Genomic DNA, 26,564 nt, shown 5'->3' with positions numbered 1-26,564 from the left:
GCGGACAGAAGCAAGCACTCGGCGAGGGATTGAGCTCATAAGGGATTGACTCGGGAAAGCCCGTTACAGAAGCGACCTCACTCTGACACGGTGCAGGCCGCTATCCACCCCTGATGGGATCTCAAGAGCTTCTACTTTGGCGTTTGCTTTAAATGATCGTAATATGTGACGCGGTCCGTGTTGAACGAGGACGACCTGCCTTGCCCCTGTCGATAGCGACGTGGCTAAAAAACTTCCCCCTTGCAGAAAGATCAACCGCCGCCACCCTGATATTTGTTCGTGGCATATTTCCAGTGCGCGACGGCAAGAAGCACCCAAACTGGACCAGCGGCCAGAGCCGTCAAACCAGCCCACTCTCCAAGAATCGGGACGGGTTTGGCGAGCATGGCGCCGACGGGGACGGACTGGCTAACGTGGAACGGAACGGCGGTGATGAAAGTGATCTGGATTCCTCTTTGCAGCTTTGCAAGGACCGAACGCCCGCGTGACGCAGCTCAATCTGATTGTCCTGGACGAGGCGCTTTAAAGGTCCGTCCGGCCGATTTCCCTCAAGAACTTAGCCGGATGCGGCCCCTACTACCGCTGCCAAACTCAGACGCGGGCGTCGACATCCGGTACATACGGTATCGCCGCCTGGGCGCCTCTCGCCAGGCAAGCGAGCGACCCGGCGACTGCTGCCTTGCGCAGGGCGGCCCCGAAGTCCACGCCCTGGTCCAGTGACGAGGCAAGGTATCCGCAGAATGTATCGCCTGCTCCGACCGTGTCGACCGGTGAAATGCGCAGTCCCGCTGCCGTGAAGATTTCGCCGGAGCGGATTGCTATCGCGCCTTCGGAACCTAAGGTAACGACGATCGTCTGGCCTTGTTTTTCGTGCTGCAGCTTCAGCAGTTCGATACGCTCCTGCGGGCTGGTGATCGCTTTGCCGACCAGGAGGTCGAACTCTGTTTCGTTGGCGACGACGATGTCGACGAGGGTTGCCAGATCCGCGGCCCTCTCGCTCATCGGCGCTATGTTGAGCATGGTTTGAACGCCCTTGTCTTTGGCGGCTCGTATCGCGGCCTCCATGGCGTCGGGCCGCAATTCCATTTGCATCATCAGGATATCCCCCTCGCCCATCGCCTGAACGGCTTCGGCAGCTTCAGCCCGTCCGATCGTTTCGTTTGCGCCTGGGACGACAATGATGGTGTTTTCTCCGTCGGCTGCCACATAGATGGAGGCGGTTCCCGTCTGTGCTGCGGAATTGCTGACCGCGGAGAGATCGATGCCCGCATCCTGAAGGGCCGAGATGGCTGAGCTTCCGAACTGGTCGGTGCCGACCGCGCCAACCATCCGGACCCTGCTTCCCGCCCGACGCGCAGCTAAGGCCTGGTTCGCTCCTTTGCCACCTGAAGAGGTGTAAAATTGGCTGCCGCATATCGTTTCGCCTGGGCAGGGGAGGCGGTCTGTTGTGGTCACCAGATCGATGTTGATGGATCCAAGTACTATAATCACTGAGTGTCCCCTGTTGCCACCCTTGGCCTTCAATGCCTGGTTAAATTGAAATTTAGAGCGAACGAATCGTTTGAAATGGTTTTTAGTAAATGATGTTGACTCGCTTTTGCTCGTGGACATATAAGAGGTAATACCACTGAAGGGAAGATACATGATAACTGAAAACCCAATTCGAAGATCCGCATCTGAAGAAGGGGCACACAGTCGCGTCGTATCATTCCTGCGGGATCAGCTTATCTCGGGAAAGTTGAAGGCGGGCGATCTGCTCTTGCCGGAACGAGAGCTGGCCGCGCAGCTCAATGTCAGCCGTCCCGTTCTCAGGGAGGCGCTTCGCGCGCTGGCGATGGTCGGGGCGGTGGAGATCCGCCACGGTGTCGGAACGGTCGTAAAGCGGCCGGATGTGACGGCGCTGGGCGATGTGTTCAGCTTTATGCTCGCCCATCAGGCCGATGTCATCGGCGACATCATGGAGGCGCGAAAGGCCATCGAGCATCATGCGGTTCGTCTCGCATGCCAGCGCGCGACGGAGCAGGATCTGGCGAACCTGACAGATGCGCTCGGCAGTATCATCGAGACGATCCATGAGCCCGAAAAGGGAGGTCAGGCTGACTTCCGTTTTCATGAGGCCATCGTCCAGGCGTCGCACTCGCCGACGCTGGTGACGATCTATGCCTCCATCGCTCAGCTGATGATGCGCTCGCATCTGGAGCGGCGCGAAAAGATCATCCAGATCGAAGGGATAGAGGAATTCCTCGTCGATCATCACCGCCTCATTCTCGAGGCGATCGTTGCCCGCGATGCTGCCGCTGCAGACACGCTTCTCGCCAAGCATTTCGAAATCGGCGCCGATTTTCGACGTCGCGCAAGCCTGCGCGTCGCGGGGACGGGCTGCGGCACCGTCAAAGTAATCCTAAGTCATTTAACACGGAAAGAAATAGGCCAATGAAGATCGTAATCGGCAGCGACCATGCAGGGTTTCCTCTGAAGGGGGAGGTCGTTGCTTATCTGCAAGAGGTTGGCCACGAGGTCGAAGACATCGGCAGCTTCACGCCCGATCCCGTCGACTTTCCCGATATCGCCCGGCTCGTCTGCACGAAGGTGCGCGAAGGTGCGGCACAGCGCGGGCTTCTCGTTTGCGGCACGGGCGTCGGTGCGGCCATCGCCGCCAACAAGATCAACGGGATCCGGGCCGCGGTTTGCCACGATGTTCATTCCGCGCATCAGAGTGTCGAGCATGACGACGTCAATGTCATGTGTATCGGCGCGCAGATCGTCGGGCCGTGGCTCGCCCGCGATCTCGTCGCCGCCTATCTCGGTGCAGAATTTGACCGAAACGAAGATTTCGTCCGTCGCGTGGAGAAGCTCGCCGCTCTTGAAAAGGGCGTGTGAAGCAGATCACGGCCGAGATGAAATTTGGAAAGGAATAGGCGCATGACGCAAGAGCGATTGCCGCGACTGGCATTCCTGGGACTTGGCGTAATGGGACGCGAGATGGCCGGACATCTGGTTGCGGCCGGATATGCGGTCGCCGTGTTCGACATCGTGGCCGACGCCTGCAGTGCTCTCGAGGAGCAGGGCGCTGTAGCCTGCGGGTCCGTCGCTGAAGCGGTCAGGGATGCGGACATCGCGATTTCGATGCTGCCGAACACCCCGCAGGTCCAGGACGTCGTCTATGCCGATGGCATCCTGGCGAACATGAAGAGCGCCGGCGTTTTCATCGACATGAGCACGATCTCGCCCGAGGCAACGCGCAAGATGGCTGGCGATCTCTCGGCAAAAGGTATCGCCCTGCTGGACGCGCCCGTCTCCGGCGGCCCGATTGGGGCAAAAAATGCGACGCTCACGATCATGGTCGGTGGCGATGCCCAAGCCTTCGACCGGGCTCGGGCGGTGCTGGAAACCATGGGAACGACCGTCACCCATGTCGGCGCGTCCGGCGCGGGTCAGACGGTGAAGCTATGCAATCAGCTGATTTGCGCTGTCAATATTCAGGCCGTCTGCGAGGCGCTTGCGCTGGGCAGGGCAAGCGGCGTCGACCTGTCGCAGATGCGCGAGGTGCTGCTTGGCGGGTCGGCGGCCTCGTGGATGCTGGACAAGCTCGGGCCTTCGATGATCGACGGCGATGCGAAGGCCGGTTTCCGCATCGATCTGATGCTGAAGGACTTGCGCCTTGTTCTCGAAATGGCGGGCCAGAACGATGTTCCGTTGCCGGCAACGGCCCTGGTAACGGCTCAATATGTCGAGGCGCGGGCCCATGGCGAGGGGGCGAATGGAAACCAGGCGTTGTTCCGGGTCTATGACCGGATGACCGGGCAGGACAAGCGACAGGCTGCTGTCATGGATAGCCGTCAATGACTTTCGAGTTTTCCGTTGTCCTCCAGCGTTGGGACATGCTGCTTGGCGGGCTTGTCCTGACGGCCAAGCTTGCCGTGATTACGACTCTGACCGGCTTTCTGATCGGAACTCTGTGCGCGATTGCGCGCCGTTCGGGAGGACCATTTCTGCGTCGTGCGGCGGCGGTCTATGTGGAGAGCATCAGGAACACGCCGTTCCTGGTGCAGATATTCGTCATCTACTTCGGACTGTCGAGCCTCGGCTTTTCGTTTTCCGCAATCTTTGTCGCCATCATCGCCTTGACGGTAAATGTCGGAGCCTACACCGCGGAGATCATGCGCGCCGGCTTCGACTCTATCCAAAAGGGCCAATGGGAGGCTGGCGAATGCCTCGGCCTGTCTCCCGTCCAGCTCTACTGGCACGTTGGACTGCGGCCGGCGATGGAGCGGGTCTACCCGTCGCTCACCAGCCAGTTCATTCTTCTGATGTTGGCATCTTCGGTGACCTCGCAGATCTCGACGGAAGAGCTGACGGCTGCCGCCAATTTCATCCAGTCGGATACATACCGGCCCTTTGAAACCTACATCGTCGTCGCGATGCTCTATCTCGCGCTGTCCATCGCCATGCGAACAAGCTTCTGGGCCTTGGGCATGGCGCTGTTTCCACGGCGTCGCCGCCTTGGAACGTCTCTATGAAGAGGGCATCTCAATGACCATCTCATTCAATATCCATCATCTGGAATTCCTCCTCGTCGGCGCCTGGTGGACCGTTGTCCTGACCGCAATGGCATTCATTGGCGGAGGTCTTGCGGGCTTTGTCGTCGCGCTTGGACGCATCACGCCATCGCGCGTTGTTCGAATTTTGACGGGTGGTTACGTTCAGCTCATCCAGGGCACGCCGCTGCTGGTGATCATGTTCATCATCTATTTCGGTCTGCCGACGCTGGGATTTTCGATCACGCCGCTTTTTGCGGCCGGCGTATCGTTGACGATCTATGTCAGCGCCTATCTTGGCGAAATTTGGCGAGGCTGCCTCGAGGCCGTTCCGAAGGCGCAGTGGGAAGCTGCCGAATGCCTAGCCCTGTCCCGGCCCCAGCGCATGTTCAAGGTCATCCTGCCGCAGGCCATTCGCTTAGCGACCCCGCCCACCGTCGGCTTCAGCGTTCAGATCGTCAAGAACACCTCGCTTGCCTCGGTAGTGGGCTTTGTCGAGCTCACGCGCGCCGGACAATTGATCAACAATTCGATCTTCGAACCATTTCTCATCTACCTCATCGTCGCCGGCCTTTATTTCTGCCTGTGCTTTCCGCTCTCCGTCTTCAGCCGCCGGCTGGAGCAGGGAGGCGTGGCAAAGCGGAGCCGGAACGCAAGACCGGGTGCAGTCGAGAGCCTTGAAAGAGCCTGACCATGCCAATGATTTCACTTGATAATGTTAAGAAGAGTTTCGGTGCCGTCTCGGTTCTCAAGGGCGTAACCTTTTCGGTCGACAAGGGCGAGGTCGCAACCCTGATCGGCGCGAGCGGCTCGGGCAAGAGCACGGCGCTAAGATGCATCGACCGGCTGGAGATCGTCGATAGCGGCAGGATCGAGGTGGCAAGCCACAGCGTCCACGATCCCAAGCTGGATCTCAGGAAGCTGCGGCTGGACGTCGGCATCGTGTTCCAGAGCTACAATCTCTTTCCGCACCTGACCATCGGGCAGAACGTCATGCTTGCACCGCGCTCGGTGAAAGGGCTGGCAAAGGTAGAGGCCGGCGAGCTGGCACGCAGCGCCCTCGAGCGCGTGGGCCTTCACGACAAGATCGACAACTACCCGGAGCAACTGTCCGGCGGACAGCAGCAGCGCGCCGCCATCGCCAGGTCCCTCGCGATGGAGCCGAAGGTGATGCTTTTCGATGAGGTAACCTCCGCGCTCGATCCGAAGCTGACCGGCGAGGTCCTCAGAGTGATCGAGCAGCTGGCCATCAGCGGGATGACGATGATCATGGTCACCCATGAAATGAACTTCGCACGCAAGGTCGCCAGCAAGGTGGTCTTCATGCACCAGGGCCTCGTTCACGAACAAGGCAAGGCTGACATTCTCAACAACCCTTCGACGGAAGAGCTCCGGGAATTTCTCAGTCACGATCTCTAATCATCATAACAGGAGGAGAATCATGAAACTTCGCAATCTATTGGCCCTTGCGGGCCTGGCCGGCGCCCTGGCGGCGTTTGGCGTCACGACGGCTTCGGCCGACGAGCTCAGCGACATCATGGCGTCGGGAAAAATAAGGATCTCGACCGATATGGGCATCCCGCCGTCCGGCATGCTGGACGCCAACCTCAAACCGACCGGCTCTGACGTGGAAACGGCAGCGCTTCTTGCCAAGGACTGGGGGCTGCAGCTGGAATTCATCCAGACCACGGGCGCGACGCGCATTCCTAACCTGCAGACGAAGAAGGCCGATATCGTCATTTCCACATTGTCCGTAACGCCCGAACGCCAGCAGGTCATTGATTTCTCGATTCCCTATGCAGGCCTTCTTTCGGTGATCGCAGCGCCGGCCTCGTCGCCGATCAAGGACTGGGCGGACCTGAAGGGGAAGACGGTCACCGTCACGCGCGGCACGACCCAGGATACCGACCTGACGAAGATTGCCGCCGAGAAGGGCTTTACCGTCGCGCGCTATGATGACGATGCGACCCTGGTCACCGCTGCTCTTTCCGGCCAGGCCGCCATCATTTCGACCTCGGCGACCCTCGTGAAGCAGATCCACGACAAAAACACGCAGAAGGCTTTCGAGCCGAAGATCACCATCAAGGTCCTCGACCTGGCGATCGGCGTCCGCAAGGACGAGCCGGAGCTCCTGGCGAAGATCAATGACTGGATCAAGACGAACCTGAAGAATGGAAATCTGAACAGCATCTATCAGAAATTCCACGGTTCTCCTCTTCCGAAGGAAATCGTCGACGCGCAGTAAACGGCTGATGATGATGCGTCCCGCACGGAGCGGGACGCATCAGTATTTGATTCAAGCACGCACACGGCCTTCGCAGGATCGGCGCAGGCGCCTAGTTCGGGGCCGAGTTGCGGAGCAACGCGTGACTAAGCTGTTGTTCCGGATTGCGGTGAAGGATCCATTTCCATTCTCATCCAAAGTGAAGCCCTGTACCGTTCGTCACCGCGTCGGCCTCGGTGCAGTCGGCGATCTGTCCACCGGTCAGGCGCAGGGTAACGGGGCGACCTTCGGCATCGACGAGCGCGTGGATTTTGCTCGTAAGCCCGCCGCGGGAACGTCCGATGCCGCCATCATCTCCATCCCCCTTTTTCCCGTGGCCGCATGCTGGTGAACGCGGACACAGGTCGAGTCGATCATGACGATGTCGCCATCGTAAGCCTCGGAAACCGCTTCAAGAAGCCGATCCCAGACACCGGCCTTCCGCCAGCGGACGAAGCGGTTGTAGCAGGTGGTCGACGGACCGTAGCGCTCGGGATTTCCGCCCAGGGCGAGCCCGTTCGGAACCGCCAGAGGATGCCGTTCAGCACTCGCCGATCATCGACCCGAGGAACGCCGCGGGGCTTGTTGGGCAACAGCGGCGACAGGATCGACCATTCGTGATCGGTGAGTTCGTAGCGGCGACGCGTCATAGAGGCTCCCTCATTCGGAAGCCTTGAATCACGATAGGCGAAAAACACCAAGCGATTTTATGATTTTACGCCCTAATCATCGGGGCAATGGCGCGCCTGAGTCGGGCGGGTCGCAAACCGCGAGTACAAGGATCGTGGGTTTCGCGGATGCTCGCGAAGAAGCCGCGCATGCCGGTGGCGATCGCACTGGCGAACAAGATGGCTCGGCCAATATGGGCCATGCTGACGAAGCAGGAAGATTATCGAGACCCAGATCTGGCAATGGCGGCGTGAAAGGAAACTGCCGCGGATAACCAGGACTGGCAAAGAGGTGTGAGAAGTCGACGACCTGAATGGGCGCATGATCGAACCGATCGGCAACAGGAGTTTGGCACGTTGAGCCTGCAAGCTCGGGATTAAGATTTGGACCCGCTCCGCGGATCACCATACCGGCCGGCGGCCTTTGCAAACGCCGCAACAAGGCCTGACAGAAGACCGCACTCGATCACACGTCAAAGAAAGTCAGAAATTTCTTGCCAATCGGGCGGCAACCACAGAAGTGCCAAACGACACTGTACGACGACGAGAGCGAAGTCTCACGCGTTTCAAGTCGGCAGGCCAATGCCAGCGCTTCGTCTCCATTCACGGCCCGATTTCCAATCTGTTCCATCTTCACCGCAAACATCTGACAGCCGCCGATCACCGCGATATTCGTGCTGCCGCCATAGCTGTCTGGGCGGAAATCACCTTGTCGACTGGCGCATAAAACGAGTCCGTAATCCCTTGCTGCGTCCCTCAATAGCTTAACGCGACGCCACCGTCCTCATCATGATCTATTCGCGCGACCTCGATCCTATTGTTACGGTTCGCCTCCAGGAGCCAAGCCATGCCGTTCAGTCAAGCAGGATGTTGACCGCCTTGACCTCGGTATAGCTGAGGAGTTCGTCCAGTCCTTCCTCGCGTCCAACGCCGCTGTTCTTGAACCCGCCATAGGGCACGCCACGGAAATGGGTGCCGACGCCGTTGATCCAGATATAGCCCGCCTCCAGCCTCTGCGCCGCATGCAGCGCGCGGTTGAGGTCGCGGGTCCAGACCGAGGCGGTCAGACCGAGATCGATGTCATTTGCCATCGCGATGACATCGTCCTTGTCTCTCCATTTCAGGATTGACAGAACCGGCCCGAAGATCTCTTCGCGCGCCAGCCGCATCGACATGGCCACATCGGCAAAGATGGTAGGCTCGACCCAGTAGCCACGCTCGAATGCATCGCCCTGTGGGCGGCTGCCGCCAAAGATCAGGCGCGCCCCTTCTTCTTGGCCCAGCCGGATATAGGACAGCACCTTTTCGTATTGTGCCTTGGAGTTGATCGGCCCCATGGTCACGCCATCGTTCAGTGGATGACCCACGCGGATCGCACGCACATGCTCCAGCACACGCTCGACAAAGGCGTCGTGAATGTCCTCATGCAGCATCAACCGGCTGGTCGAGCCGCAGGATTGCCCTTGCCAGCCGAAATTCATACCCGAGACGGCGGCAGCCACAGCCTTGTCCAGGTTGGCGTCAGGCCAGACGATCAGCGGATTCTTTCCGCCCAGTTCCAGTGTCACGTGCTTGACCGCTGTCTCGGCGGCGGCACGCTGGATAGCCATGCCCGTCGCGGCCGACCCGATGAAGCCAATGCGCTTGACGCGCGGGTGGCGGACCAGCGTTTCGCCTGTCTCGAGTCCGCCGGTCACGATGTTTACGGTGCCCGCCGGTAGGTGGGCGGCGCAGAGCTCCCCCAGCAGCGAAGCCGATAGCGGGCTCTGCTCGGACGGTTTGATAACGGTGGTGTTGCCGGTGACGAGTACAGGGGCAATCCGCGAGGCGGCAAAGCCGATGGGATGGTTGAAAGGAATGATCCGCCCCACCACACCATAGGGTACGCGCAGCGTCATATGGATGTTGGCGCCGCCGTTCGGGATCGTTTCTCCTTTGATCTCATGTGCCAGACCGCAGGCGAAATGGATGCGTTCGACCGCATTCTCGACATCCCGCCGCATTGGGCCAACCGTGTTGCCGGTATCCAGCGCCTCCAGCACCGCGAATTCCTCGCGCCGGGCCAGGATCGCATCGGCCAGGGCCTTGAGATGACCCACCCGCTTTGCGACCGGCAGGGCCGCCCATGCCGGCTGCGCGCGTTCGGCGGCCTCGACGGCGGCGTTCATGTCGGCGGCGGTGCCAATCGGCACCCGACCGAGCAGAGTCTCATCGGCCGGACTGACCGAATGCAGCCAGCCTCCGCCTTCGCTTTCGACCATCTTGCCATCGATCAGCATCTTGCCGACAGTCTCGGCTGGTGCATGGGCGCTCATTCTATGGCTCCTGTTCTGTGATAGGGGCGGGGTAGGCCGATGTAACGGCAGATAGTTTCGCTCGGGAGGCGCACGCCGCCACCCGAGCGATCCGGGACGCCTTATTTGCGAGGCGGAATCTGGATCAGTTCAGCGATCTGTCCCTTGCTGAGGGGGGCGGAGAGATATTTCAGCTCCGTTGAAGCTGTCATGATCCCGTCGAGGTCTTGGACCGCGTCCGGATCCGCGGAAGCCTTCGTTACGAAATCCTTCAGCGTCTGCTTCGCGACCTCCAGCGACACGCCGCATGCGTCGCCATAGGCTTGGGCTCCGGCGGCGCTGGAATAGATCCAGTCAACCGTCTCCCGATAGGCGTCCATGAAGCGGCCGACGAGTTCCGCCTTGCCGTCGAGGAATGCGGTGTTGGCGATCAAAACGCGCGATGTCTGGCTCGCGAGTGCCGGAACATCGGACGCGCGCCACAGCACTCGGATCTCGCCCGAAGCGATCTGGGCCACGCCGAACGGCGCACCGGACCAGCCTACATCGACCTGGCCAGTCATCACCTGGGTCAGTGTGGCCGGCGCCGCGCCAGTCGCAGTCGGGGCGAATTTCACGCCCAGATATTGCTGCATTTGCAGCACCACGTTGTTCGCAGAGGAGCCGTTGGTGGAATAGGCGACGGTCTTTCCTGCGGCATCCTTCGGCTCCTTGATCGCCGAATCTGATTTGACATACCAGAACAGGTTCGAATCGCCGGTATAGCTTGCGCCGATAATCCGCAGCGGTGCGTTCTTGGCATAGGCGCCGACCACGCCAAGAACCCCGACCGAGACGCCGAGATCCGCCGCACCAGATACGATCGCCTGGATCGTCTCCCCGGTGCCAGCGGTATAGAAGACGTCGAGGGCAATGCCGTGCTTGGCGAAAATCCCCTGCTTCTGCCCGATCGCGACAATCTCGGTTTCTCCGAGACCTTTGCCGCCTGCGGCAATCTTGATATGATCCTCAGCCTGCGCTCCTGCGCTCAACGCGGCGACAGAAAGAAACGCCAAAGTGGCCATTGTTTTCCGAAACATAAAACTCCTCCCTATTTTGATCGTTAGATATTGGGTTCCCTTGGCATGCTAGCGAGCCCGGCCATCCGCAAGCCTGCCAAGAGCGCCGTTCCCCATACCGGCGATGACGAAGATCACGACAAGCATTCCGTAGAGCGCTGGCATGTTGAATTGTGAATAAAACTGCATCAGCATGAAGCCGAGACCGGCATTCGAAAGCTTGGTTTCAGCCAGGATGCAGGTCAGCATGGCGGTACCGAAGCCGAGCCGGACGCCGTTCAGGATGGGCGCGCGCATCGCTGGCAAATAGATCTTGGTGACCATTTGCAGCGGCTTTGCCTGCAACGATCGCCCCACCCGGATCAGCGTCGGATTGATCTGACGCATGCTGTTCGCCGAAATCAGTGCCAGCACGAAGAAGCAGGACAAAGCCCCGAGCGCCACCTTCGATCCGATCCCGAGACCGAACAGCATGATCATGATTGGCAGAAAAATGATCCGGGGCGTGGGGCCTAAATAGTAGATATAAGGCTCATAGGCCCGCGAGAGGACCCGGCTCGCCCCCAAAAGGACGCCGACAAAGACGCCGGTGACAGTTCCGATCACAAGAGAAAGGGCCACCTCTAGCGCGCTGATCTGTAAATTGCCGTAGAACTCCGCTGTGGCAAAGATGCCGACGGTCGATCTGGCGATGGCGACTAGTGACGGCATCACGCCGCTATAGACCAGCCCAGAATTGACCACCGCCTCCCACAGGATCGCGACAGTACAGATGATGGACACCCTGATGGCGTTTACACCGGTGGGCCAGCCGAGGAGCCGGGCCGACGGACAGGCGCGGGGGAGATTCTGCGTCATTCTACCTCCGAACCCATTTCTCGATCCGTTCGAGCGCCATGAAATAAATGACGCTGAGGAGCACGACGAGCAGTATCGACGAATATGTGCCAGGAAGGTCGTAACGCTCGACCAGTTCATTGATGAGCGCGCCCAAACCGCCGAGATTAATGAGGTATTCGATGCCGACCACGCTGATCAGGACATAGGTCCAACTGATCTTGATGCCGGTAAAGATTGCCGGCAGTGCAGCCGGCAACAGGATCTTCCAGAACATCTGCATCGACGAAAGGCGCATGCTGCGCCCGACATTGATCAGAACGGGCCGTACCGTGGTCAACCCTTCGACGGTCTTGATGACCAGGGGCGCCAGCCCGGTAATCAGTGACATGATCACGACCGTCGCGGTGCTCCGGCCGAACATCACCAGGAACAATGGAAAAGCCAGGACCACCGGAGCTGCGGCCAAGGCCGCCACCCAATCGATGACCGCCCGGCGAAGCAGTCGGTAGCGCCAAAGCAATGCGCCGGTCGGCACGGCGATGCCGACGACAAGGATGCAGGAGACCAGCATGCGGAATCCCGTATCGAAAAATCGCTGCAGGATCGCCTCCTCAGTAAACAGCCGCGGCAGGTTGAGCAGGACTTCACTCGGCAAAGGAACAACATAGCGATTGAGGAGGCCGAGCCGCAGCGCATTTTCGAGCAAGACAGTCAGCACGGCGACGGTTGCGATTCCGACAGCAACCGGATAACGCCGGAGATCGAAGCGTCCCTCCATCTTAGTGCGGCGCCTTCGATCCATCGGACTCCACCATACCTCTGGAGGCTTCTTCGCGCAGGTCAGACCAAACTTCCGCGACATAATGCCCGAAAGCGTCACTCGACACGACTTCTGCGGTGCGCGGCCGCGGCAGGTCGATATCGATGATACGCTTCACCCGGCCGGGACGGTAGGTCATGATGACGATTCGGTCCGAAAGCTGCACGGCTTCGGTCAGGTTGTGCGTGATCAGCAGCGTGGTCTGCTTGAGTTTCTGCTGGATTTCCGTAATCTTCTCACCCAGGAGCACTCTGGTCTGCTCGTCCAGTGCCGCGAAGGGCTCATCCATCAGCAAAATTTGCGGGTGGGTAATGAGTGTCCGTGCAATCGAAACGCGCTGCTTCATGCCGCCCGACAATTCGTAAGGCATGCTATGCTCAAACCCCGCCAGCCCGACCATTGCAATGAACTCCCGGGCCTGGTTGTATCTTTCCGTGCGCGGAATCTTCCGCAGTTCGAGCGGGAAGGTGACGTTGTCGATCACGTTTAGCCAGGGAAAGGTCGATTCCTCCTGAAAAACCAGGCCGACGGCGGGGTGGGGGCCGCTTACCCGCTGCCCTTGAACCAAAACATCGCCCTCGTAGCTGTCAACAAGGCCGCCAATCATATTGAACAGGGTCGATTTCCCGCAGCCCGAAGGGCCGATTACAGAAACGAATTGGCCCGTAGCAACATCGAAAGACATATCGCTGACCGCCGTGACCTCGCCCCCTTTCGAGGCAAAGCGCTTGACCGCGTTGCGAATGACCAGCGGTGACCCTGCGGCCGGCCTGGATTTTTCAAACGAAGCTTCGCGCACCGTTTTGGTATATTCTTCAGCCAAACAATGCTCCTCCCATGTTTGGACTTTCAGTTTTGCACACACTTGTTTAGCGGGGGCCTGCTCGACGGCCCTCTTTTGTGGCGCTTTGTTACCACAGCCGATGAACTTTGCGATGTTGTATAGCCCTAGCAAAGGCCCGGCAGGCTGAAAAGATGTGCCTGATTGCACGCTATGTGAAGATTTCTTGGACAATAATTCCATCGATTGTGCAGCGAATCGCGACAGAGCATGCAAGAGAGCGCGCCTACACAATGCCGGGCAAACTGGTTAGGGACGGACAGGCGACGGTGGTCATTTACGCCGCACGCCGGGCTGCCGCGCCCGTGGAGTGCTGTGGGTATAGGAGTGTTTTCTGTAACCCAAAATCCTGGCTGCGGCGGCAGAGGAGGGCATTGCCCGGCTGCTGGCATATCCCGATGTTGGAAAGCTGATGCGGCCGAAAACATAAACAATTGGTCGGGGAGACATGAGTCCACATCTAGAATTCGATTTCATCGTGGTCGGCGCCGGATCGGCCGGTTGTGTCCTGGCGAACAGGTTGACCGAAGACGGACACACTAAGGTTTTGCTGCTGGAGGCAGGCCCGCCGGACCGGCATCCCTTCATCCATATTCCGCTGGGCATGGGCAAGCTTCTGGCTTGGGGGCTCTATGACTGGGGATATGCGTCCGAACCGGAACCGGGTCTCGATGGGCGGTCACTGAAGGCGCCCCGTGGCAAGGTGCTGGGTGGATCTTCCTCGATCAATGTCATGGCCTATACCCGCGGCCATCCCGGAGACTACGACCGATGGGCCAGCAACGGCGCACCCGGCTGGTCCTATGCCGACTGCTTGCCGTATTTCCGTCGCTCAGAAACCTGGGCGGGCGAGGCCAGCGAATGGCGGGGCACGGACGGCCCGCTCGGGGTGGAATATGCCCGAACGGATGATCCGCTGTATGCCGCCTGGCAGGCGGCAGCCAACGAAATGGGGCTGCCGATCCTCGACGACTATAATTCAGAGCCGCCCGTCGGCATTGGCCGCAGTCAGTACACCATCGCCCGCGGACGGCGCGCCTCGACGGCGAACGCCTTTCTGAAGCCGGTCCGGTCCCGAAAAAACCTGACGCTCGTCACGGGTGTCGATGTTGATACCATCATCATCGAAAACTTGAAGGCACGCGGCATCCGCTATCGGCAAGGTGGCAGAACGGTGGATGCACGCGCGGCAAGAGAGGTGATCCTGTCCGCAGGCGCGTTCAACTCTCCAAAGCTTCTGATGCGGTCGGGCATCGGTCCTGCCGCGCATCTCGAATCCAGCGGAATCCGACCGCTGGTCTCACTGCCGGTGGGCGAGAATCTGCAAGATCACATGGCGGCGCTGAACATGTACGAGCGGCTTGACCCGCCATCGGAGCTGCGCCAGACGTTGCGTTTCGATCGTATGGCCTTTGCGATGGTCCAGGCTTATCTTAGCGGCACCGGTCCGGGTACCGTCGTTCCTGGGGGACTGCATGCCTTTATCAAAACCACCGCGACCCAGCCTGTCCCCGACATCGAATTCATGTTCCGTGGGCTACCGATGCAGGCCGACCTGTGGTTTCCGGGAATCAAGCCGGCCTATACCGACGGCTTTGGTATCCGGCCCTGCCTGCTGCATCCGAAAAGCCGTGGTACCGTTCGGTTGCGCTCTGCCGACAACCGGGATGCGCCGTTGATCCACTTCAATCCGTTTTCCGAGCCTGGCGACCTCGAAACCCTGCGCGATGGCTATAAGCTCGGCCGCGAGCTTGCGCATCAGCGGGGGCTCGACGCTTTCCGAGGGCGGGAGGTCACACCGAAAAAGGCGCCCAACAGCGATGCCGAGGTCGAAGCGCTCCTGCGGCAGACGGCGATCACCGCAAACCATCCGGCCGGTACCTGCAAGATGGGTACAGACGAGACAAGCGTCGTAGACGTGGATCTGAAGCTCCGGGGCATGGAGGGCTTGCGCGTCGTCGATGCCTCCGTCATGCCAGACATGCCCAGCGGCCATATCAACGCTGCGGTTATCATGATCGCCGAGAAAATCTCCGATTCCATTCGCGCGGGCTGATGATGTATAGACGACCGCGTCAACAGGGAGGAGCGCGTGGTGGATAGCCTATGGAGGATCGACGCGGTAAGCGACGGAGAGTTGCTGTCCGCTCATGATGCCGTCCGCAACCAGCCGGCGGAACAGGTTGAGGAACTGCTGGGGATTCCGGTTGGTCAGAAGATCCCGATCCCGGTCTTCGGGTTTCTGCTGCGCTCACCGACCATGACCGTGCTGGTCGATACGGGCGGCGGAGAGACCGCGCGGCCGTCGCATGGCAGGATACTGGAAAGCCTGCACGCTCTGGGCGTCGAAGCCAGCGACGTTGACCATGTGGTGCTGACCCATATTCATCCCGATCATTCGAACGGGTTGACCGATCGGGAGGGAAAAGCGGTCTTTCCCAATGCCGGCCTGCTCATCCATGAAAACGAGGTGAACTTCTGGCTGGGCACGTTGCCGGCGAATGCCAGTGACCGCCTGACGCGGAATTTCCGCAATGCGAAGCGGTCGCTGGGGCCGTATATCGAGCGGCTTCGAACCGTGAAGGGGGGCGAGGGCCTTCCGGGGATCGAGGCCGTACCGGCGCCGGGCCATACTCCCGGCCATTGCAGTTGGCGTGTCAGCGGCACCACGGGGCCCGTACTCGTCTGGGGCGACATCGTCCATTTCGCGAAACTTCAGGTTCCGCTGCCGCAGACCGCTCTGATCTTTGATGTCGATCCCGAGATGGCTGCCGCCACCCGGATGCGCGTCTTCGATACCGTCAGTAACGAAGGCCTGGCTCTGGCGGGCGCCCATTTTGATGCGCCGGGATTTGCGCGCTTGGAACGCAGCCGTGCCGGATATACCTTGCTGCCGGACACCTGACACGGCACGGCCCTGTGGACGGCCCGAGATTTTCGGTAGGCAAGCTGCGGAATAATGGACAGACTCAAGATCATCGGCACTTTCTTGCAAATAACCAAGTCGGGAAGCTTGGCGCGAGCGGCGCATGAACTCGGGATTTCCAGGTCGCTTGCAAGCGCGCATCTCAAGCAGTTGGAAGACCATCTCGGGGTGCTGCTGGTCCGGCGTACCACCCGATCCCTCGTGCTGACGGAGGCCGGCGCGGAATACCTCAAAAGCTGTTCGGCATTACTTCAGGGGTTGGTGGAAGTGGAGGGGCGCCTTGCCGAAGAACAGGCCGGTGAAAGAGGTCATTTGAAGATCATGGCCTCCATGGGTTTCGGCAATCTGCGCTTGGGGCCGGCAATCGTTGAGTTTTCAAAAAAATATCCGGGGATACATTTTACGCTCATCTTACTGGGCCGCGGCTTTGCGCCGTCTGATTTCTTCGAGGGGGATTTTGACCTCGGTCTTTCGATGGATGACCTGGACGATGCTAATCTAATTAACGCCAAGATCGGAGAGACCGACTGGGTATTGTGCGCCGGCAAAGATTATTTCGACAGCCACCCCGCGATAGACAAACCGTCCGATCTGAAGGCGCACAATTGCCTTGTGCATCGGTCTTATGCCAACGATTCGATCTGGCGGTTTCACCGGCAGGGCGAAACCGCCTCGGTCCGGGTCCGAGGTTCGATCTTCACGAACAGCGTCACCTTCCTGCGTGACACCGTCGTCCAGTCGGCAGGTGTGGCTATGCTGCCGCTCTATGCCATCCGCCACGATCTGGCCTTTGGCACGCTGCGTCAGGTTTTGCCCGATTACGAATGCACGAAGCGGCCCCTCTATATCGTTTATCAGGACTCACGCTATCTTCCTTACCGTGCCCGTTTGTTTATCAACTACTTGCGGGAAGAGTTCAAACGCAAGCCGGTTTGACTGCCGGGCTGTACGTCTGGAGCGGGTAGCGAGAATTGAAACTACTGCCGCCGCGTTGTTTTTCTGGTTAATTTCCGCCGAGATTGTGGCGCAAAATCACATGCGCGATCGAATTTTCGGGCAATGAAGAAGCCCCAAACGGCTTCAAAGACGCTGGGGAGTGCTCTCGGGTGCAGTGGTCGATGCTTTTTCGACAGTCGTCGATACCAGGCGATATTCGGTTTTGACAGTGCATGCAGCATCTCGAGAATACCCGATACCTTGTCGCGAAGTGTAGAGCCCGGCTTCTTGCGCGAGGAACTTTTCATAGCGTGTCCGATAAATCGATGCTGTGAGAATGCGCCTTGAACGCGAATCGACAAACAATGCTAGTGGCCAAAGAATGGCTGGCAGGCAACATGGCCCTGTATGATAATCAACGATAGTTTCGGCAAAGCGAGACATTACGGTGTAATCTGATTGGCTGGGTCGTTGGTTCTAATCCTTTCAACTGCGCCAGATGTCGAATGACGGGGTCTCAGGTTCTGCTCTCATCAAGGCGGTCATCCGGGTTATGGCGTCCGTAATAAATCGCAAATTTCGGACGCTAAGGAATTCGGCGCACCTGTCGTCGCGAGCAGCTTACAGCATTGAGTTTCTCCTCTGAGACGCGCCTCCGAGCTCATGGCGCGCCAGTCTTATAAGCATTGCCCGCGAAAACTGAAGATCCTATGCGCTCCGTGCATAGGTGGGGTGAGGGATTGTTGCTGTTTTAAACCGATTGAAATGTCTATATTCCAATCATCGAAACGACGTCGGAGCCAAGCAAGGTTACTGACGTCAGAGCCCTCAGGAAAGGGGATTATCATGAACGTAGCACGCTCTTTCAACAATTGGCGCAAGTTCCGTCAGACCGTTAACGAACTTGGCCGTATGTCCAGCCGTGAACTGCAGGACCTCGGCATCGACCGCGCTGACATCCGCAGCGTTGCCCGCGCATCGATCGCGCGCTAACCGCACGCACACAGTATCTAGTCTTCGAGACCGCTCGACGCCCGCTGATGACGCGGGCGTTTTTGCGTCGGTTTCCCATGTTGGGATCTGTTTTGGCCGTCGTTCCAGGGCAAGCCTTTCCGACTTGTGTTTCTTGCATAGCTGCAGTGCAGCATAAAGCATGGGAATTGACCACGGGCGGTATATAACTGGGTTTATCGAAGTGATTCACCTGCCTCCGGCAGAGCTTCGAGTTTCAGACGGCCCACTCCTCCTAGGGACGTCTTGTAGGAACAGCGGCACTCCTCCTCCCAGTCGCTGTTCGGTTCTTTTCGAAAAGCCTGCCGGACCTCCTCCCGCGGCACGCTTTTTCGTTTCTGGGCATCTGCGTCAGATACCGAGATCGAGTTGGGACTGGATCTCCGCAGCGCCGGCATCTTCCATCGTCAGTGACGAAAGCGTGACGCCGAGCAACCGGACAGGTCGCTTGAAAGAATACTCGACGGCACGAAGATCACCTCGACCGCCTAGAGCTCCGCGGTGCTTACGATTCCGAACCGTGTGGGATGCGTGATCTTTGGAAATCGTCCAAACTTCCAGACGGCTACAGCGCCCGGATGAACAAGACATGGCACTGTTAGCCGATTTAGCTTGCCCTACGCGCGTATTTCGCAATAAAATCGTTTTCATTGGCGGCAAGAAGGGGACACGGGAATGTTTGACTGCATAGACCGGCGGGCGGTGCATTATCCCGAGCCCACCGTCCGCGAAACCTATTCTGATGTTAATCCCGCAGTCCGACTGAGCGGATTATCGCTTTTTGGCATGCCGAGGGGGCGGCGCTGACCGCCACGATTTTCAACCGATTGCATTTCAAGGTATGCCATGCCCCTCGAGGATAAGCCGCGTAAACGCGTTACAATCAAAGACGTCGCGCAGGAGTGTGGCCTCGCACTGTCCACAGTATCCAACGCTCTGTCAAACAGCAGCCTTGTGACAGAAGAAACGAAACGACGGGTCAGGGAGGTCGCAGAGCGCCTCGGATACCGCGCGTCTCCGATCGCACGGGGCCTCAGAATGAACCGCACCTCGGCTATCGGCGTACTCGTTGCAGACGTTGCAAACCCATCTGTCGCTGATCACCTCCGTGGGATTGACGATGTCACGATGCGCGAGAACCTCAGTGTCATCCTCTGTAACACAGACGATATTGCGTCACGTCAGCTAACGCTGATGGAAGGAATGCGCGATCGAAATGTGGATGGGATGATTTTGATTTCGCAGCGCTCGCGCGGCGAGGAATTTCGCTCATTGATGTCGGACGTTCCCTTTGTGCTCATGCACCGCCGCAGTGTCGAGTTTCCCGATCCTTACGTCGGAACAGATAACCACCAGGCCATCAAGGTTGTCATGGATCATCTGATTGATCTTGGGCATACGCGTATCGCGCTGGTGGAAGGACCGCAGGATTCGAGCACAGTACAAGAACGTCAGCGAGCCTATAGGGCAATCGTGCGCCTGAAGGGTTTGGACGACGACGAAGCGCTGATTATAAAAAGCGATTACGGCTTGGCTGCGGGTCGCGAGGCTGCGGAGCACGTTTTCAAAATGCGCCACCGACCTACGGCCGTCATCGCCAGCAACGACATGAACGCTCTTGGATTCCTAGAGGCGGCGCGTGAAATGAACGTCCGAATCCCGGAGGATATGTCTTTGACAGGTGCCGACGATATCCCGTTTGCACAGTTTTCGGGTGTCGAGCTTACGACAACTCGACCGCCGCGGCGTAAAATGGGCGTCTGTGCCGCCGAAATGCTTGTAAGGATGATCAAGGGCGAGAATCTCACTGGTGAGGCTCACATCTTTTCCACCGAGCTCGTGATCCGCCGTACCACTGCAAACTCGTCTGATCCCACCCAGATTCAACAGAAAAACTTCCTGCCCCCTCAAAAATCTCATTGACGGCAAAAATAAAAACGTTTCTATTATGTATAGAAACGTTTTTATTTTGAAGGCGGCCTGCATAGCCGCTGGGAGACAAGGGTCCTATGAAAGAGAAATTTGTGTCGCTTTCGGAAGCGATCAGTCGGATTCCGTCCGGAAGCAGGGTAGCCCTGGGCGGCAACATCATGCGACGACAGCCGAATGCAGCCGTTCGTGAAATGATACGGCAGTCCATTGGCGACCTGACCGTCTACACATTTGCCACTGGCGTTTCAGTCGACATGCTTGCGGCCGCGGGTCTTCTCCATCGCTATGAAGGAGTCTATGTGGGATTGTTCTGGCATGGACTGGCACCGAATTTCCGCCGTGCCGTCGAAGCCGGAAAGGTCGAGGTTCGCGACTTTTCGGAATCAACGATGGTCGCACGATTTCAGGCTGCCTGTGCTGGCGTAGGATTCTTTCCCACGAAGGCAATTTTGGGAACCGATATGATGGGGCAGGATGCCTCTATCGTAACCGAAATGACCTGCCCGTTCACTGGTGACATCTACGCCGCCGTTCGCGCGATCGACGCGGAATTCACGGTGATGCATGGATATCGTGCCGACAAGTTCGGCAACGTGCAGTGGCCGCTGCTCCGAGATTCCGACGATGTCGATCAGATTATCGCGCGAGGCTCGAAGCGGCTCATCGTAACGGTCGAGGAAATCGTCGACCACAGCGAGATCATGGAGCAGCCCAACCTCACATACATCCCGAGCCAATGGGTCGAAGCGGTCGTCCATGTGCCGTTTGGCGGTCACCCGCTAGCATGTGACACGATCCATGACGAGGATGTCGACCACATCCGCGATTTCGCGAAGGCGGGTTCTTCGCCCGAGGCTGCCCAGGCGTACCTCAATGAATTCGTTCGGACTGCAGGTCATGAGGAGTACCTGCGCAAATTTGGTGGCCTGGAGGCGTTGCGAAAGCGGCTTGGGGTTGTGGGAGGTGCAGCATGACTGATTACTCTACTAATGAACTGATGGCTTCGGTCATCGCTCGTGAAATTCAGGACGATGACCTTGTCTTCACAGGCGTCGGCACGGCGGGGCGGCCCTTTACCCTTGCTGTCGGACTTCCCGTGGTGGCTGTAAAGCTAGCGCAGAGCGCTCACGCGCCGAATGCTTCACTCTACTGGGGCAACCTTCTTTCGCCCGATCTGGACAAGATGCCGGAGAGCTGGCTTCAGGACTCTTTCACGCGGTGGAGATGCGCAAGCCAGCTCACCGAGACGTCCCAGAAGATCGACATGCTCGCCCATGGGCGTTTTGATGTCTCGTTCGAGTCCGCCGCGCAGGTTGATCGCTATGGCAATCTGAATATTACTCGTATCAATAATCCCGATGGCAGCATCCGCGCCCGCCTCATCGGATGCCTCGCGCAGCCCGAGCATCTGGCTTTCGTCCGCAAGCCGATCATCGTCGTTGACCTCAGCCGTCGCACTTTTGTCGAGGAGGTCGACTTCGTAACGAGCTTCGGCCATCAGCGGCGAGGGGTCAGCCGAGAGCGCTACAACCTGTCTGGCCCCGGTCCACAGCTGTGCGTAACCGATAAGGCCGTGTTCGATTTCAAGGGGACCGGCGGCTCGATGCGCTTGAGGTCTCTGCATCCCGGTGTGGCCCTCGAAGAAGTGCACGACCTCATGGGCTTCATGCCGGAGTCCGATGGCTCACCCAAGTCTACTCCGGAACCAACGCCCGAACAGGTTCAGTTGATCCGGACGCATATCGATAAAGATCGATCGCTGCTGCGCGCGTAAGCGCAACGGTCCGGTACGGACCATTTGCAAGTCACATACGCTAAATTGAAAGACGAAGAACATGAGCAAGCCGCTGGCTGGCCTGAAGGTGCTCGACCTCTCGCGTTTTATCGCCGGGCCACACTGCACAACCGTCCTAGGAGACCTCGGCGCAGACGTCGTCAAGGTGGAGCGACCCACACTGGGTGACGATACCCGCGCGTTCCAGCCCGAGATGAACGGCGCGAGCCTGTACTATCTAATGTTCAATCGGAACAAGCGGGGGATGACACTGGACTTTCGAAATCCGGAAGCTCAGGTCCTGTTGCGCCGTCTCGCAGCGGAAGCCGACGTCCTCGTCGAGAATTTCCGTCCGGGTACGATGGAGCGCATGGGGTGTAGCTGGGAGGAACTTCACACTATCAACCCTCGGCTTATCATGGCGCGTATCTCCGGTTACGGACAGACGACGTCGATGGCATCTCAGCCATGCTTCGACGGTATTGCGCAGGCAACATCTGGTCTCATGGATTTGACGGGGTCGCCGGACGGCTCGCCGATGCAAGCGGGCACATTTGTCGTCGACTACAGCACGGCGCTTTACTCGTGCATCGGTATTCTGGCCGCTCTCCAGGAACGTCACAAAACTGGCAAGGGGCGGATGGTCGATGTCAGCCTAATGAGTAGCGCGGTTTCGCTGCTCATGACGGCGATCCCGGAATACGTATCCCTCGGCGCGATCCGAACCAGAGCGGGTAACCGAGATCGGTATACAGCGCCGTCTAATACATTCCGCGCTCAGGATGGTGCTTGGGTCCACGTTATGGCCGGGGCTGATCAGCCCTTCAAACGCTTCGCCGAAATGATCGGGAAGCCTGGACTCCTGCAGGACCCGAGGTTCAGCACGTTGGCGGCGCGTATGCAAAACGTCGAGGCGACCGAAGCACTTGTAGCCGAATGGATTTCCAATGTCCCGGCGGATGAAGCCGTCCAAGCTCTGAACCGGGCCGATCTGCCGTCGGCCAAGGTGTCAACCATCAAAGACGTGGTCGAAAACCCCTACATGCGCGAAGCCGGCAACATCATCGATGTCGACCATCCGTCGCTCGGATTAATTGCGATGAGCGGGCCAGTCATCAAAATGGGTAGCGAGAGACAGCAGGTTTCCCCCGCACCGCGCCTGGGCGAGCATACCGACGAAGTGCTCGCGGATTGGCTCGATCTTCACCCCGACGAAGTCGAAACTTTGAGAACCAGCCGTGCCGTCTGATGTACCGCGCGAACATTTGGAGGATAATATGCAGTCTGTGAAATCCCCGGCACGTGAGCCGCTTAACAACACCCTTACGGCCGCTCAGGTTTTCGCCGCCGCACTGCACCGTCACGGCGTGGAGTACATTTTCGGCCAAAGCATTCCCTCGGCGTTGATCCTTGCCGCGCCGGACTACGGCATTCGTCAAGTTGGCTACCGAACCGAAAACGCAGGCACGGTCATGGCTGATGGCTACGCCCGCATCTCCCGAAAGGTGCCTGTTGTAACAGCGCAGAACGGTCCGGCTGCGACCCTGCTCGTGCCCGGCCTCGCCGAAGCACTCAAGGCTTCGGTTCCGATCGTCGCTGTAGTCCAGGACGTCAGCCGCGCGTTTACGGACAAGAATGCCTTCCAGGAACTCGACCATCTGGAAATCTTCAAAGGCTCGGCCAAGTGGATCAAGCGGTTGACAGACGCCAGCCGCATCGACGATTACGTCGATATGGCGTTCACGGCTGCAGCCTCGGGCCGCCCCGGACCGGCCGTGCTTATCGTGCCAATGGACCTCTTCAACGAAGTCCTGGATTCCGACACCGCTCCGCGTCAGGCCAGCCTCGGTCATTTCCCCCTGGACCGCGTTAGCGCGGATCCCGCTCAGATCGCCAAGGCCGCCGAGCTTCTCGCCGGGGCTTCCAAGCCTTTGATCATCGCAGGTGGTGGTATCCATCTCTCTGACGCAGGTCCGGAGCTTGCGGCACTTCAGGAGACGGCGTCGCTGCCGGTCGCTACGACCGTTATGGGCAAGGGGTCGGTCGACGAGCGCCATCCGCTCTCGGTCGGCGTCGTCGGGTACTTCATGGGTACGCGCGGTTTGACCAAGGACCTTCGTTCGATGGTTACCAATGCGGACGTTGTGCTCCTCGTCGGAAACCGGACCAACCAGAACGGCACCGACAGCTGGACCCTCTATCCCAAGAACGCGAAGTACATTCACATCGATATCGACGGCCAGGAGATCGGCCGCAATTATGAAGCACTTCGCCTGACAGGCGATGCGAAGCTGACGCTGGCCGCTCTGAAGGAGGCTCTGGCGGGCAAGGATTTGTCGCGTCGTACCGAACGGCGGGCTGAGATCGAAAGCGAGATCGCGGCGGGACGCAGATCGTCTAGCGAAGCTGGGTCCCAGTCATCGTCGGAAGCCACTCCGATCCGTCCGGAACGTCTCATGCGCGATCTCGACACCGTTCTCGACGAAGACACGATCGTGGTTGCCGACGCGAGCTACTCGTCGATCTGGGTCGCGAACTTCCTGACGTCCCGAAAGGCCGGTCAGCGCATCATCTCTCCACGCGGTCTTGCCGGGCTCGGTTGGGGTCTTCCATTGGCAATGGGCGCGAAGGTCGCGCGTCCTAACTCGAAAGTGTTCTGCCTGACAGGCGACGGCGGTTTCGCGCATGTTTGGTCTGAGCTGGAGACCGCCCGCCGAATGGGCATCAATGTCGTCGTCGCCGTCTTGAACAACCAGATTCTCGGCTATCAGAAGCATGCCGAGAAGGTGGGTTTCGGAGCCTACACGGACGTCTGCGATTTCGCGCCGGTGGACCATGCTGCCATTGCGCGCGCATGCGGCTGCGAAGGTATTCGCATCGAGAAGCCAAGCGACTTCCTGCCTGCTTTGAAGGAAGCATTTTCCGCCGACCGGACCGTGCTTCTCGATATTGTCACCGACGAACGTGCTTACCCGCCGATCACCAGTTTCGAAGCTAACTCGGCGCTGGCCTACTAGGATGGCGTGAAAGGTCACACAATGCAAAAATTGATGAACGACCCGAACAACTTCGTCGACGAGATGCTCGATGGCTTCGTCGACGCAAATCCCCACCTGTGCAGGGACGGTGAGAACCTGCGCGTGATACGCGCGGTGACCCCGCTTCGTCCCGGAAAGGTCGGGATCGTCACCGGAGGTGGCTCGGGACATCTTCCGTTGTTCACCGGATACGTCGGCAAGGGACTTCTCGATGCCTGCGCAGTAGGCGATGTTTTCGAAGGTCCAAGCGTTGGCTCCTGCATGCGAGCCATTCAAACGGCGAACAGCGGTAAGGGCGTTTTGCGCCTTTATGGCAACTACGGGGGCGATCGGATGAACTTCGATATGGCCGGCGAACTTCTTGAGGGAAAGATTGACACGACATCGGTACTGGGTTGCGATGACATTGCCAGCGCGGGTCCTGCTGAAGCAACGAAGAGACGCGGTGTGGCAGGTATCGTCTACGCCTACAAAGCCGCTGGAGCGGCGGCGGACGAGGGACGCTCGCTGGAGGAAGTCACAACCGTGGCTCAGAAGGTCATCCGGAGAACGCGGACGATCGGTTTGGCCCTTTCCGGATGCAAAGTTCCCGGAGCCGGCAAGCCTAGTTTCGAGATCGCCGCCGGCGAGATCGAGATGGGTCTCGGCATTCATGGTGAGCCTGGGCTCTGGCGCGACCGGATGAAGCCGGCGGACGATCTGGTCGATGAGATGCTCGACCGCCTCCTTGCTGATAAGCCGGATGAGGCTGGAGACACGGTGTCCATCATCGTGAACAGCCTCGGGGCGACTTCACAGGAAGAGCTTTTCATCCTTTACCGGAGAGCTTCTGCCGAACTTCGTCGACGCGGATACCGCGTCGTCTCGTCTCTGGTAGGCCGCTACGTCACCAGCATGGAGATGGCGGGCGCGTCGATATCGCTTTGCTTTGCCGACGATGAACTTCATAAATTGTTGGCAGCCCCGGCAAGCTGCCCGTTTTGGCAGGTGACCAGATGACTGGCTTTACCAGTTCCCACGTGCGCAGCACGGCATTGAAGGCTTCCGTTGCAATGGATGAACTGAAATCGGTTCTAAACGAAGCAGATGCTCGTATCGGGGATGGGGACACGGGCAGCATGCTTGCGCGCGTTCTCAAGGCGCTGGCCGACCGCGCAAATGCCGACAAGAGCGAAACAGTGGGTGCTACCTGCCTGGTGCTTGCCCAAACAGCTGCATCGTCAACCGGTTCCAGCCTCGGAACCTTGTTGGCGACGGGGCTGATGAGCGTCGGCAAAGCAACCCAGGAAAACAAGGAAGTCGACTGGTCCGCACTGGGCGGATTGTTGGCCGAAGCCCAGCAGAAAATGGCGGCACGAGGCGGAGCGTCGTTGGGCGACAAGACCATTCTCGATGGCCTCCATGCCGTCGCGATCGCGATCGCGGAATGTAACGATCAACAGTCTGCGGCCGAAGCGGCGCGCAGAGGCGCGCATGCCGCCCTCGACGAGTTTCGCCAGAAACCAAACCGCATGGGCCGCGCGCGCATGTTCGCTAACGCCACCATCGGGCTCGACGACCCGGGCATGCTCGCCCTCGCCAAGCTCATCGAAGCAATCGCCAACGACAGTCAGGGTTGAGGGGCA

Annotated in this window: 24 protein-coding genes and 5 pseudogenes; 21 read left to right on the top strand and 8 right to left on the bottom strand. The window is 59.0% G+C overall.

The features are described from left to right. Positions 1-251 precede the first annotated feature (251 nt). Positions 252-452: pseudogene (locus HGP14_RS29250) on the bottom strand (ABC-2 family transporter protein); the annotation flags it as partial. Positions 453-591: 139 nt separating this feature from the next. Further along, positions 592-1,491 (bottom strand): ribokinase, encoded by a 900-nt coding sequence (locus tag HGP14_RS29245; protein ID WP_168833361.1) that lies wholly within the window; start codon positions 1,489-1,491, stop codon positions 592-594. 151 nt (positions 1,492-1,642) lie between these two features. On the opposite strand from HGP14_RS29245, the gene HGP14_RS29240 reads away from it, so the two are divergent. The 7 genes from HGP14_RS29240 to HGP14_RS29210 are packed head-to-tail and all read left to right on the top strand — an operon-like array spanning position 1,643 to position 6,783. Further along, the gene (locus HGP14_RS29240) at positions 1,643-2,437 is read left to right on the top strand and encodes a FadR/GntR family transcriptional regulator (protein ID WP_168833352.1); all 795 of its coding nucleotides are present in this window, start codon (positions 1,643-1,645) and stop codon (positions 2,435-2,437) included. Beyond that, positions 2,434-2,880: a ribose 5-phosphate isomerase B gene (gene rpiB, locus HGP14_RS29235; protein WP_168833351.1), complete on the top strand. Its 447-nt coding sequence runs from the start codon at positions 2,434-2,436 to the stop codon at positions 2,878-2,880. Before HGP14_RS29240 ends, rpiB begins: the two co-directional genes overlap by 4 nt. 42 nt (positions 2,881-2,922) lie before the next feature. Then, positions 2,923-3,846 carry an NAD(P)-dependent oxidoreductase gene (locus HGP14_RS29230; RefSeq protein ID WP_168833350.1) on the top strand — a complete coding sequence of 308 codons (924 nt, stop codon included), beginning with the start codon at positions 2,923-2,925 and terminating at the stop codon, positions 3,844-3,846. Then, positions 3,843-4,520: an amino acid ABC transporter permease gene (locus HGP14_RS29225; RefSeq protein ID WP_168833349.1), complete on the top strand. Its 678-nt coding sequence runs from the start codon at positions 3,843-3,845 to the stop codon at positions 4,518-4,520. Before HGP14_RS29230 ends, HGP14_RS29225 begins: the two co-directional genes overlap by 4 nt. Before the next feature lie 13 nt (positions 4,521-4,533). Continuing rightward, positions 4,534-5,229, top strand: a complete 696-nt coding sequence (locus tag HGP14_RS29220; protein WP_168833348.1) for an amino acid ABC transporter permease — start codon at positions 4,534-4,536, stop codon at positions 5,227-5,229. 2 nt (positions 5,230-5,231) lie between these two features. Next, on the top strand, positions 5,232-5,957 hold the full coding sequence (locus HGP14_RS29215; RefSeq protein WP_281408135.1) for an amino acid ABC transporter ATP-binding protein: 726 nt from the start codon (positions 5,232-5,234) through the stop codon (positions 5,955-5,957). A gap of 22 nt (positions 5,958-5,979) precedes the next feature. Next, positions 5,980-6,783, top strand: coding sequence for a transporter substrate-binding domain-containing protein (locus HGP14_RS29210; RefSeq protein ID WP_168833347.1), 804 nt, complete (start codon positions 5,980-5,982; stop codon positions 6,781-6,783). A gap of 184 nt (positions 6,784-6,967) precedes the next feature. On the opposite strand, the pseudogene HGP14_RS29205 reads toward HGP14_RS29210, so the two are convergent. Then, positions 6,968-7,451 (bottom strand): annotated as a pseudogene (locus HGP14_RS29205) (IS5 family transposase); the annotation flags it as partial. Positions 7,452-7,523: 72 nt separating this feature from the next. Between HGP14_RS29205 and HGP14_RS29200 the strand changes: the two are divergent. Both HGP14_RS29200 and HGP14_RS29195 read left to right on the top strand, forming a co-directional pair. Then, positions 7,524-7,724, top strand: a pseudogene (locus tag HGP14_RS29200) (IS110 family transposase); the annotation flags it as partial. Between the two features lie 226 nt (positions 7,725-7,950). Further along, a pseudogene (locus HGP14_RS29195) lies at positions 7,951-8,196 on the top strand (IS6 family transposase); the annotation flags it as partial. Positions 8,197-8,323: 127 nt separating this feature from the next. Here the strand turns inward: HGP14_RS29195 and HGP14_RS29190 are convergent. From HGP14_RS29190 to HGP14_RS29170, 5 genes are all read right to left on the bottom strand, one after another. Continuing rightward, entirely contained in the window at positions 8,324-9,784 is a 1,461-nt protein-coding gene (locus HGP14_RS29190; RefSeq protein WP_168833346.1) for an aldehyde dehydrogenase family protein, read from the bottom strand. Positions 9,785-9,885: 101 nt separating this feature from the next. Then, positions 9,886-10,842 carry an ABC transporter substrate-binding protein gene (locus tag HGP14_RS29185; protein ID WP_168833345.1) on the bottom strand — a complete coding sequence of 319 codons (957 nt, stop codon included), beginning with the start codon at positions 10,840-10,842 and terminating at the stop codon, positions 9,886-9,888. A gap of 48 nt (positions 10,843-10,890) precedes the next feature. Further along, the gene (locus HGP14_RS29180; protein WP_246704650.1) at positions 10,891-11,679 is read right to left on the bottom strand and encodes an ABC transporter permease; all 789 of its coding nucleotides are present in this window, start codon (positions 11,677-11,679) and stop codon (positions 10,891-10,893) included. Position 11,680: 1 nt separating this feature from the next. Continuing rightward, positions 11,681-12,463, bottom strand: a complete 783-nt coding sequence (locus HGP14_RS29175) for an ABC transporter permease (protein ID WP_246704649.1) — start codon at positions 12,461-12,463, stop codon at positions 11,681-11,683. Beyond that, positions 12,441-13,304 carry an ABC transporter ATP-binding protein gene (locus tag HGP14_RS29170; protein WP_246704648.1) on the bottom strand — a complete coding sequence of 288 codons (864 nt, stop codon included), beginning with the start codon at positions 13,302-13,304 and terminating at the stop codon, positions 12,441-12,443. The genes HGP14_RS29175 and HGP14_RS29170 overlap by 23 nt, the downstream gene beginning before the upstream one ends. Positions 13,305-13,770: 466 nt before the next feature. Here HGP14_RS29170 and HGP14_RS29165 point away from each other — a divergent pair, with 466 nt between their 5' ends. From HGP14_RS29165 to HGP14_RS29115, 12 genes and pseudogenes are all read left to right on the top strand, one after another. Next, the gene (locus HGP14_RS29165) at positions 13,771-15,378 is read left to right on the top strand and encodes a GMC family oxidoreductase (RefSeq protein WP_168833344.1); all 1,608 of its coding nucleotides are present in this window, start codon (positions 13,771-13,773) and stop codon (positions 15,376-15,378) included. A gap of 36 nt (positions 15,379-15,414) precedes the next feature. Then, positions 15,415-16,227, top strand: a complete 813-nt coding sequence (locus HGP14_RS29160) for an MBL fold metallo-hydrolase (RefSeq protein WP_168833343.1) — start codon at positions 15,415-15,417, stop codon at positions 16,225-16,227. 54 nt (positions 16,228-16,281) lie between these two features. Continuing rightward, positions 16,282-17,184, top strand: coding sequence for a LysR family transcriptional regulator (locus tag HGP14_RS29155; RefSeq protein WP_168833342.1), 903 nt, complete (start codon positions 16,282-16,284; stop codon positions 17,182-17,184). An 846-nt stretch (positions 17,185-18,030) separates the two neighbouring features. After that, a complete protein-coding gene (locus HGP14_RS29150) occupies positions 18,031-18,177 on the top strand; it encodes a DUF1127 domain-containing protein (RefSeq protein ID WP_080739486.1) in 147 nt (48 codons plus the stop codon). 864 nt (positions 18,178-19,041) lie between these two features. Next, positions 19,042-19,194: pseudogene (locus HGP14_RS36805) on the top strand (LacI family DNA-binding transcriptional regulator); the annotation flags it as partial. Positions 19,195-19,233: 39 nt separating this feature from the next. Then, positions 19,234-20,118, top strand: coding sequence for a LacI family DNA-binding transcriptional regulator (locus HGP14_RS29145; protein WP_246704647.1), 885 nt, complete (start codon positions 19,234-19,236; stop codon positions 20,116-20,118). An 86-nt stretch (positions 20,119-20,204) separates the two neighbouring features. After that, positions 20,205-21,101, top strand: a complete 897-nt coding sequence (locus HGP14_RS29140; protein WP_168833340.1) for a CoA transferase subunit A — start codon at positions 20,205-20,207, stop codon at positions 21,099-21,101. Positions 21,102-21,124: 23 nt separating this feature from the next. Next, positions 21,125-21,901 carry a CoA-transferase gene (locus tag HGP14_RS29135; RefSeq protein ID WP_168833339.1) on the top strand — a complete coding sequence of 259 codons (777 nt, stop codon included), beginning with the start codon at positions 21,125-21,127 and terminating at the stop codon, positions 21,899-21,901. Between the two features lie 61 nt (positions 21,902-21,962). Continuing rightward, on the top strand, positions 21,963-23,150 hold the full coding sequence (locus tag HGP14_RS29130) for a CaiB/BaiF CoA transferase family protein (RefSeq protein WP_168833338.1): 1,188 nt from the start codon (positions 21,963-21,965) through the stop codon (positions 23,148-23,150). A gap of 28 nt (positions 23,151-23,178) precedes the next feature. Beyond that, a complete protein-coding gene (locus tag HGP14_RS29125) occupies positions 23,179-24,918 on the top strand; it encodes an acetolactate synthase catalytic subunit (RefSeq protein WP_168833337.1) in 1,740 nt (579 codons plus the stop codon). Positions 24,919-24,939: 21 nt separating this feature from the next. After that, a complete protein-coding gene (locus HGP14_RS29120) occupies positions 24,940-25,938 on the top strand; it encodes a dihydroxyacetone kinase subunit DhaK (RefSeq protein WP_168833336.1) in 999 nt (332 codons plus the stop codon). Continuing rightward, a complete protein-coding gene (locus tag HGP14_RS29115; RefSeq protein ID WP_168833335.1) occupies positions 25,935-26,558 on the top strand; it encodes a dihydroxyacetone kinase subunit L in 624 nt (207 codons plus the stop codon). Before HGP14_RS29120 ends, HGP14_RS29115 begins: the two co-directional genes overlap by 4 nt. Positions 26,559-26,564 lie beyond the last annotated feature (6 nt).

Source organism: Rhizobium sp. P32RR-XVIII (assembly GCF_012641395.1).
Taxonomy (GTDB): domain Bacteria; phylum Pseudomonadota; class Alphaproteobacteria; order Rhizobiales; family Rhizobiaceae; genus Rhizobium.
This window is presented reverse-complemented; position numbering and strand designations above follow the sequence as displayed.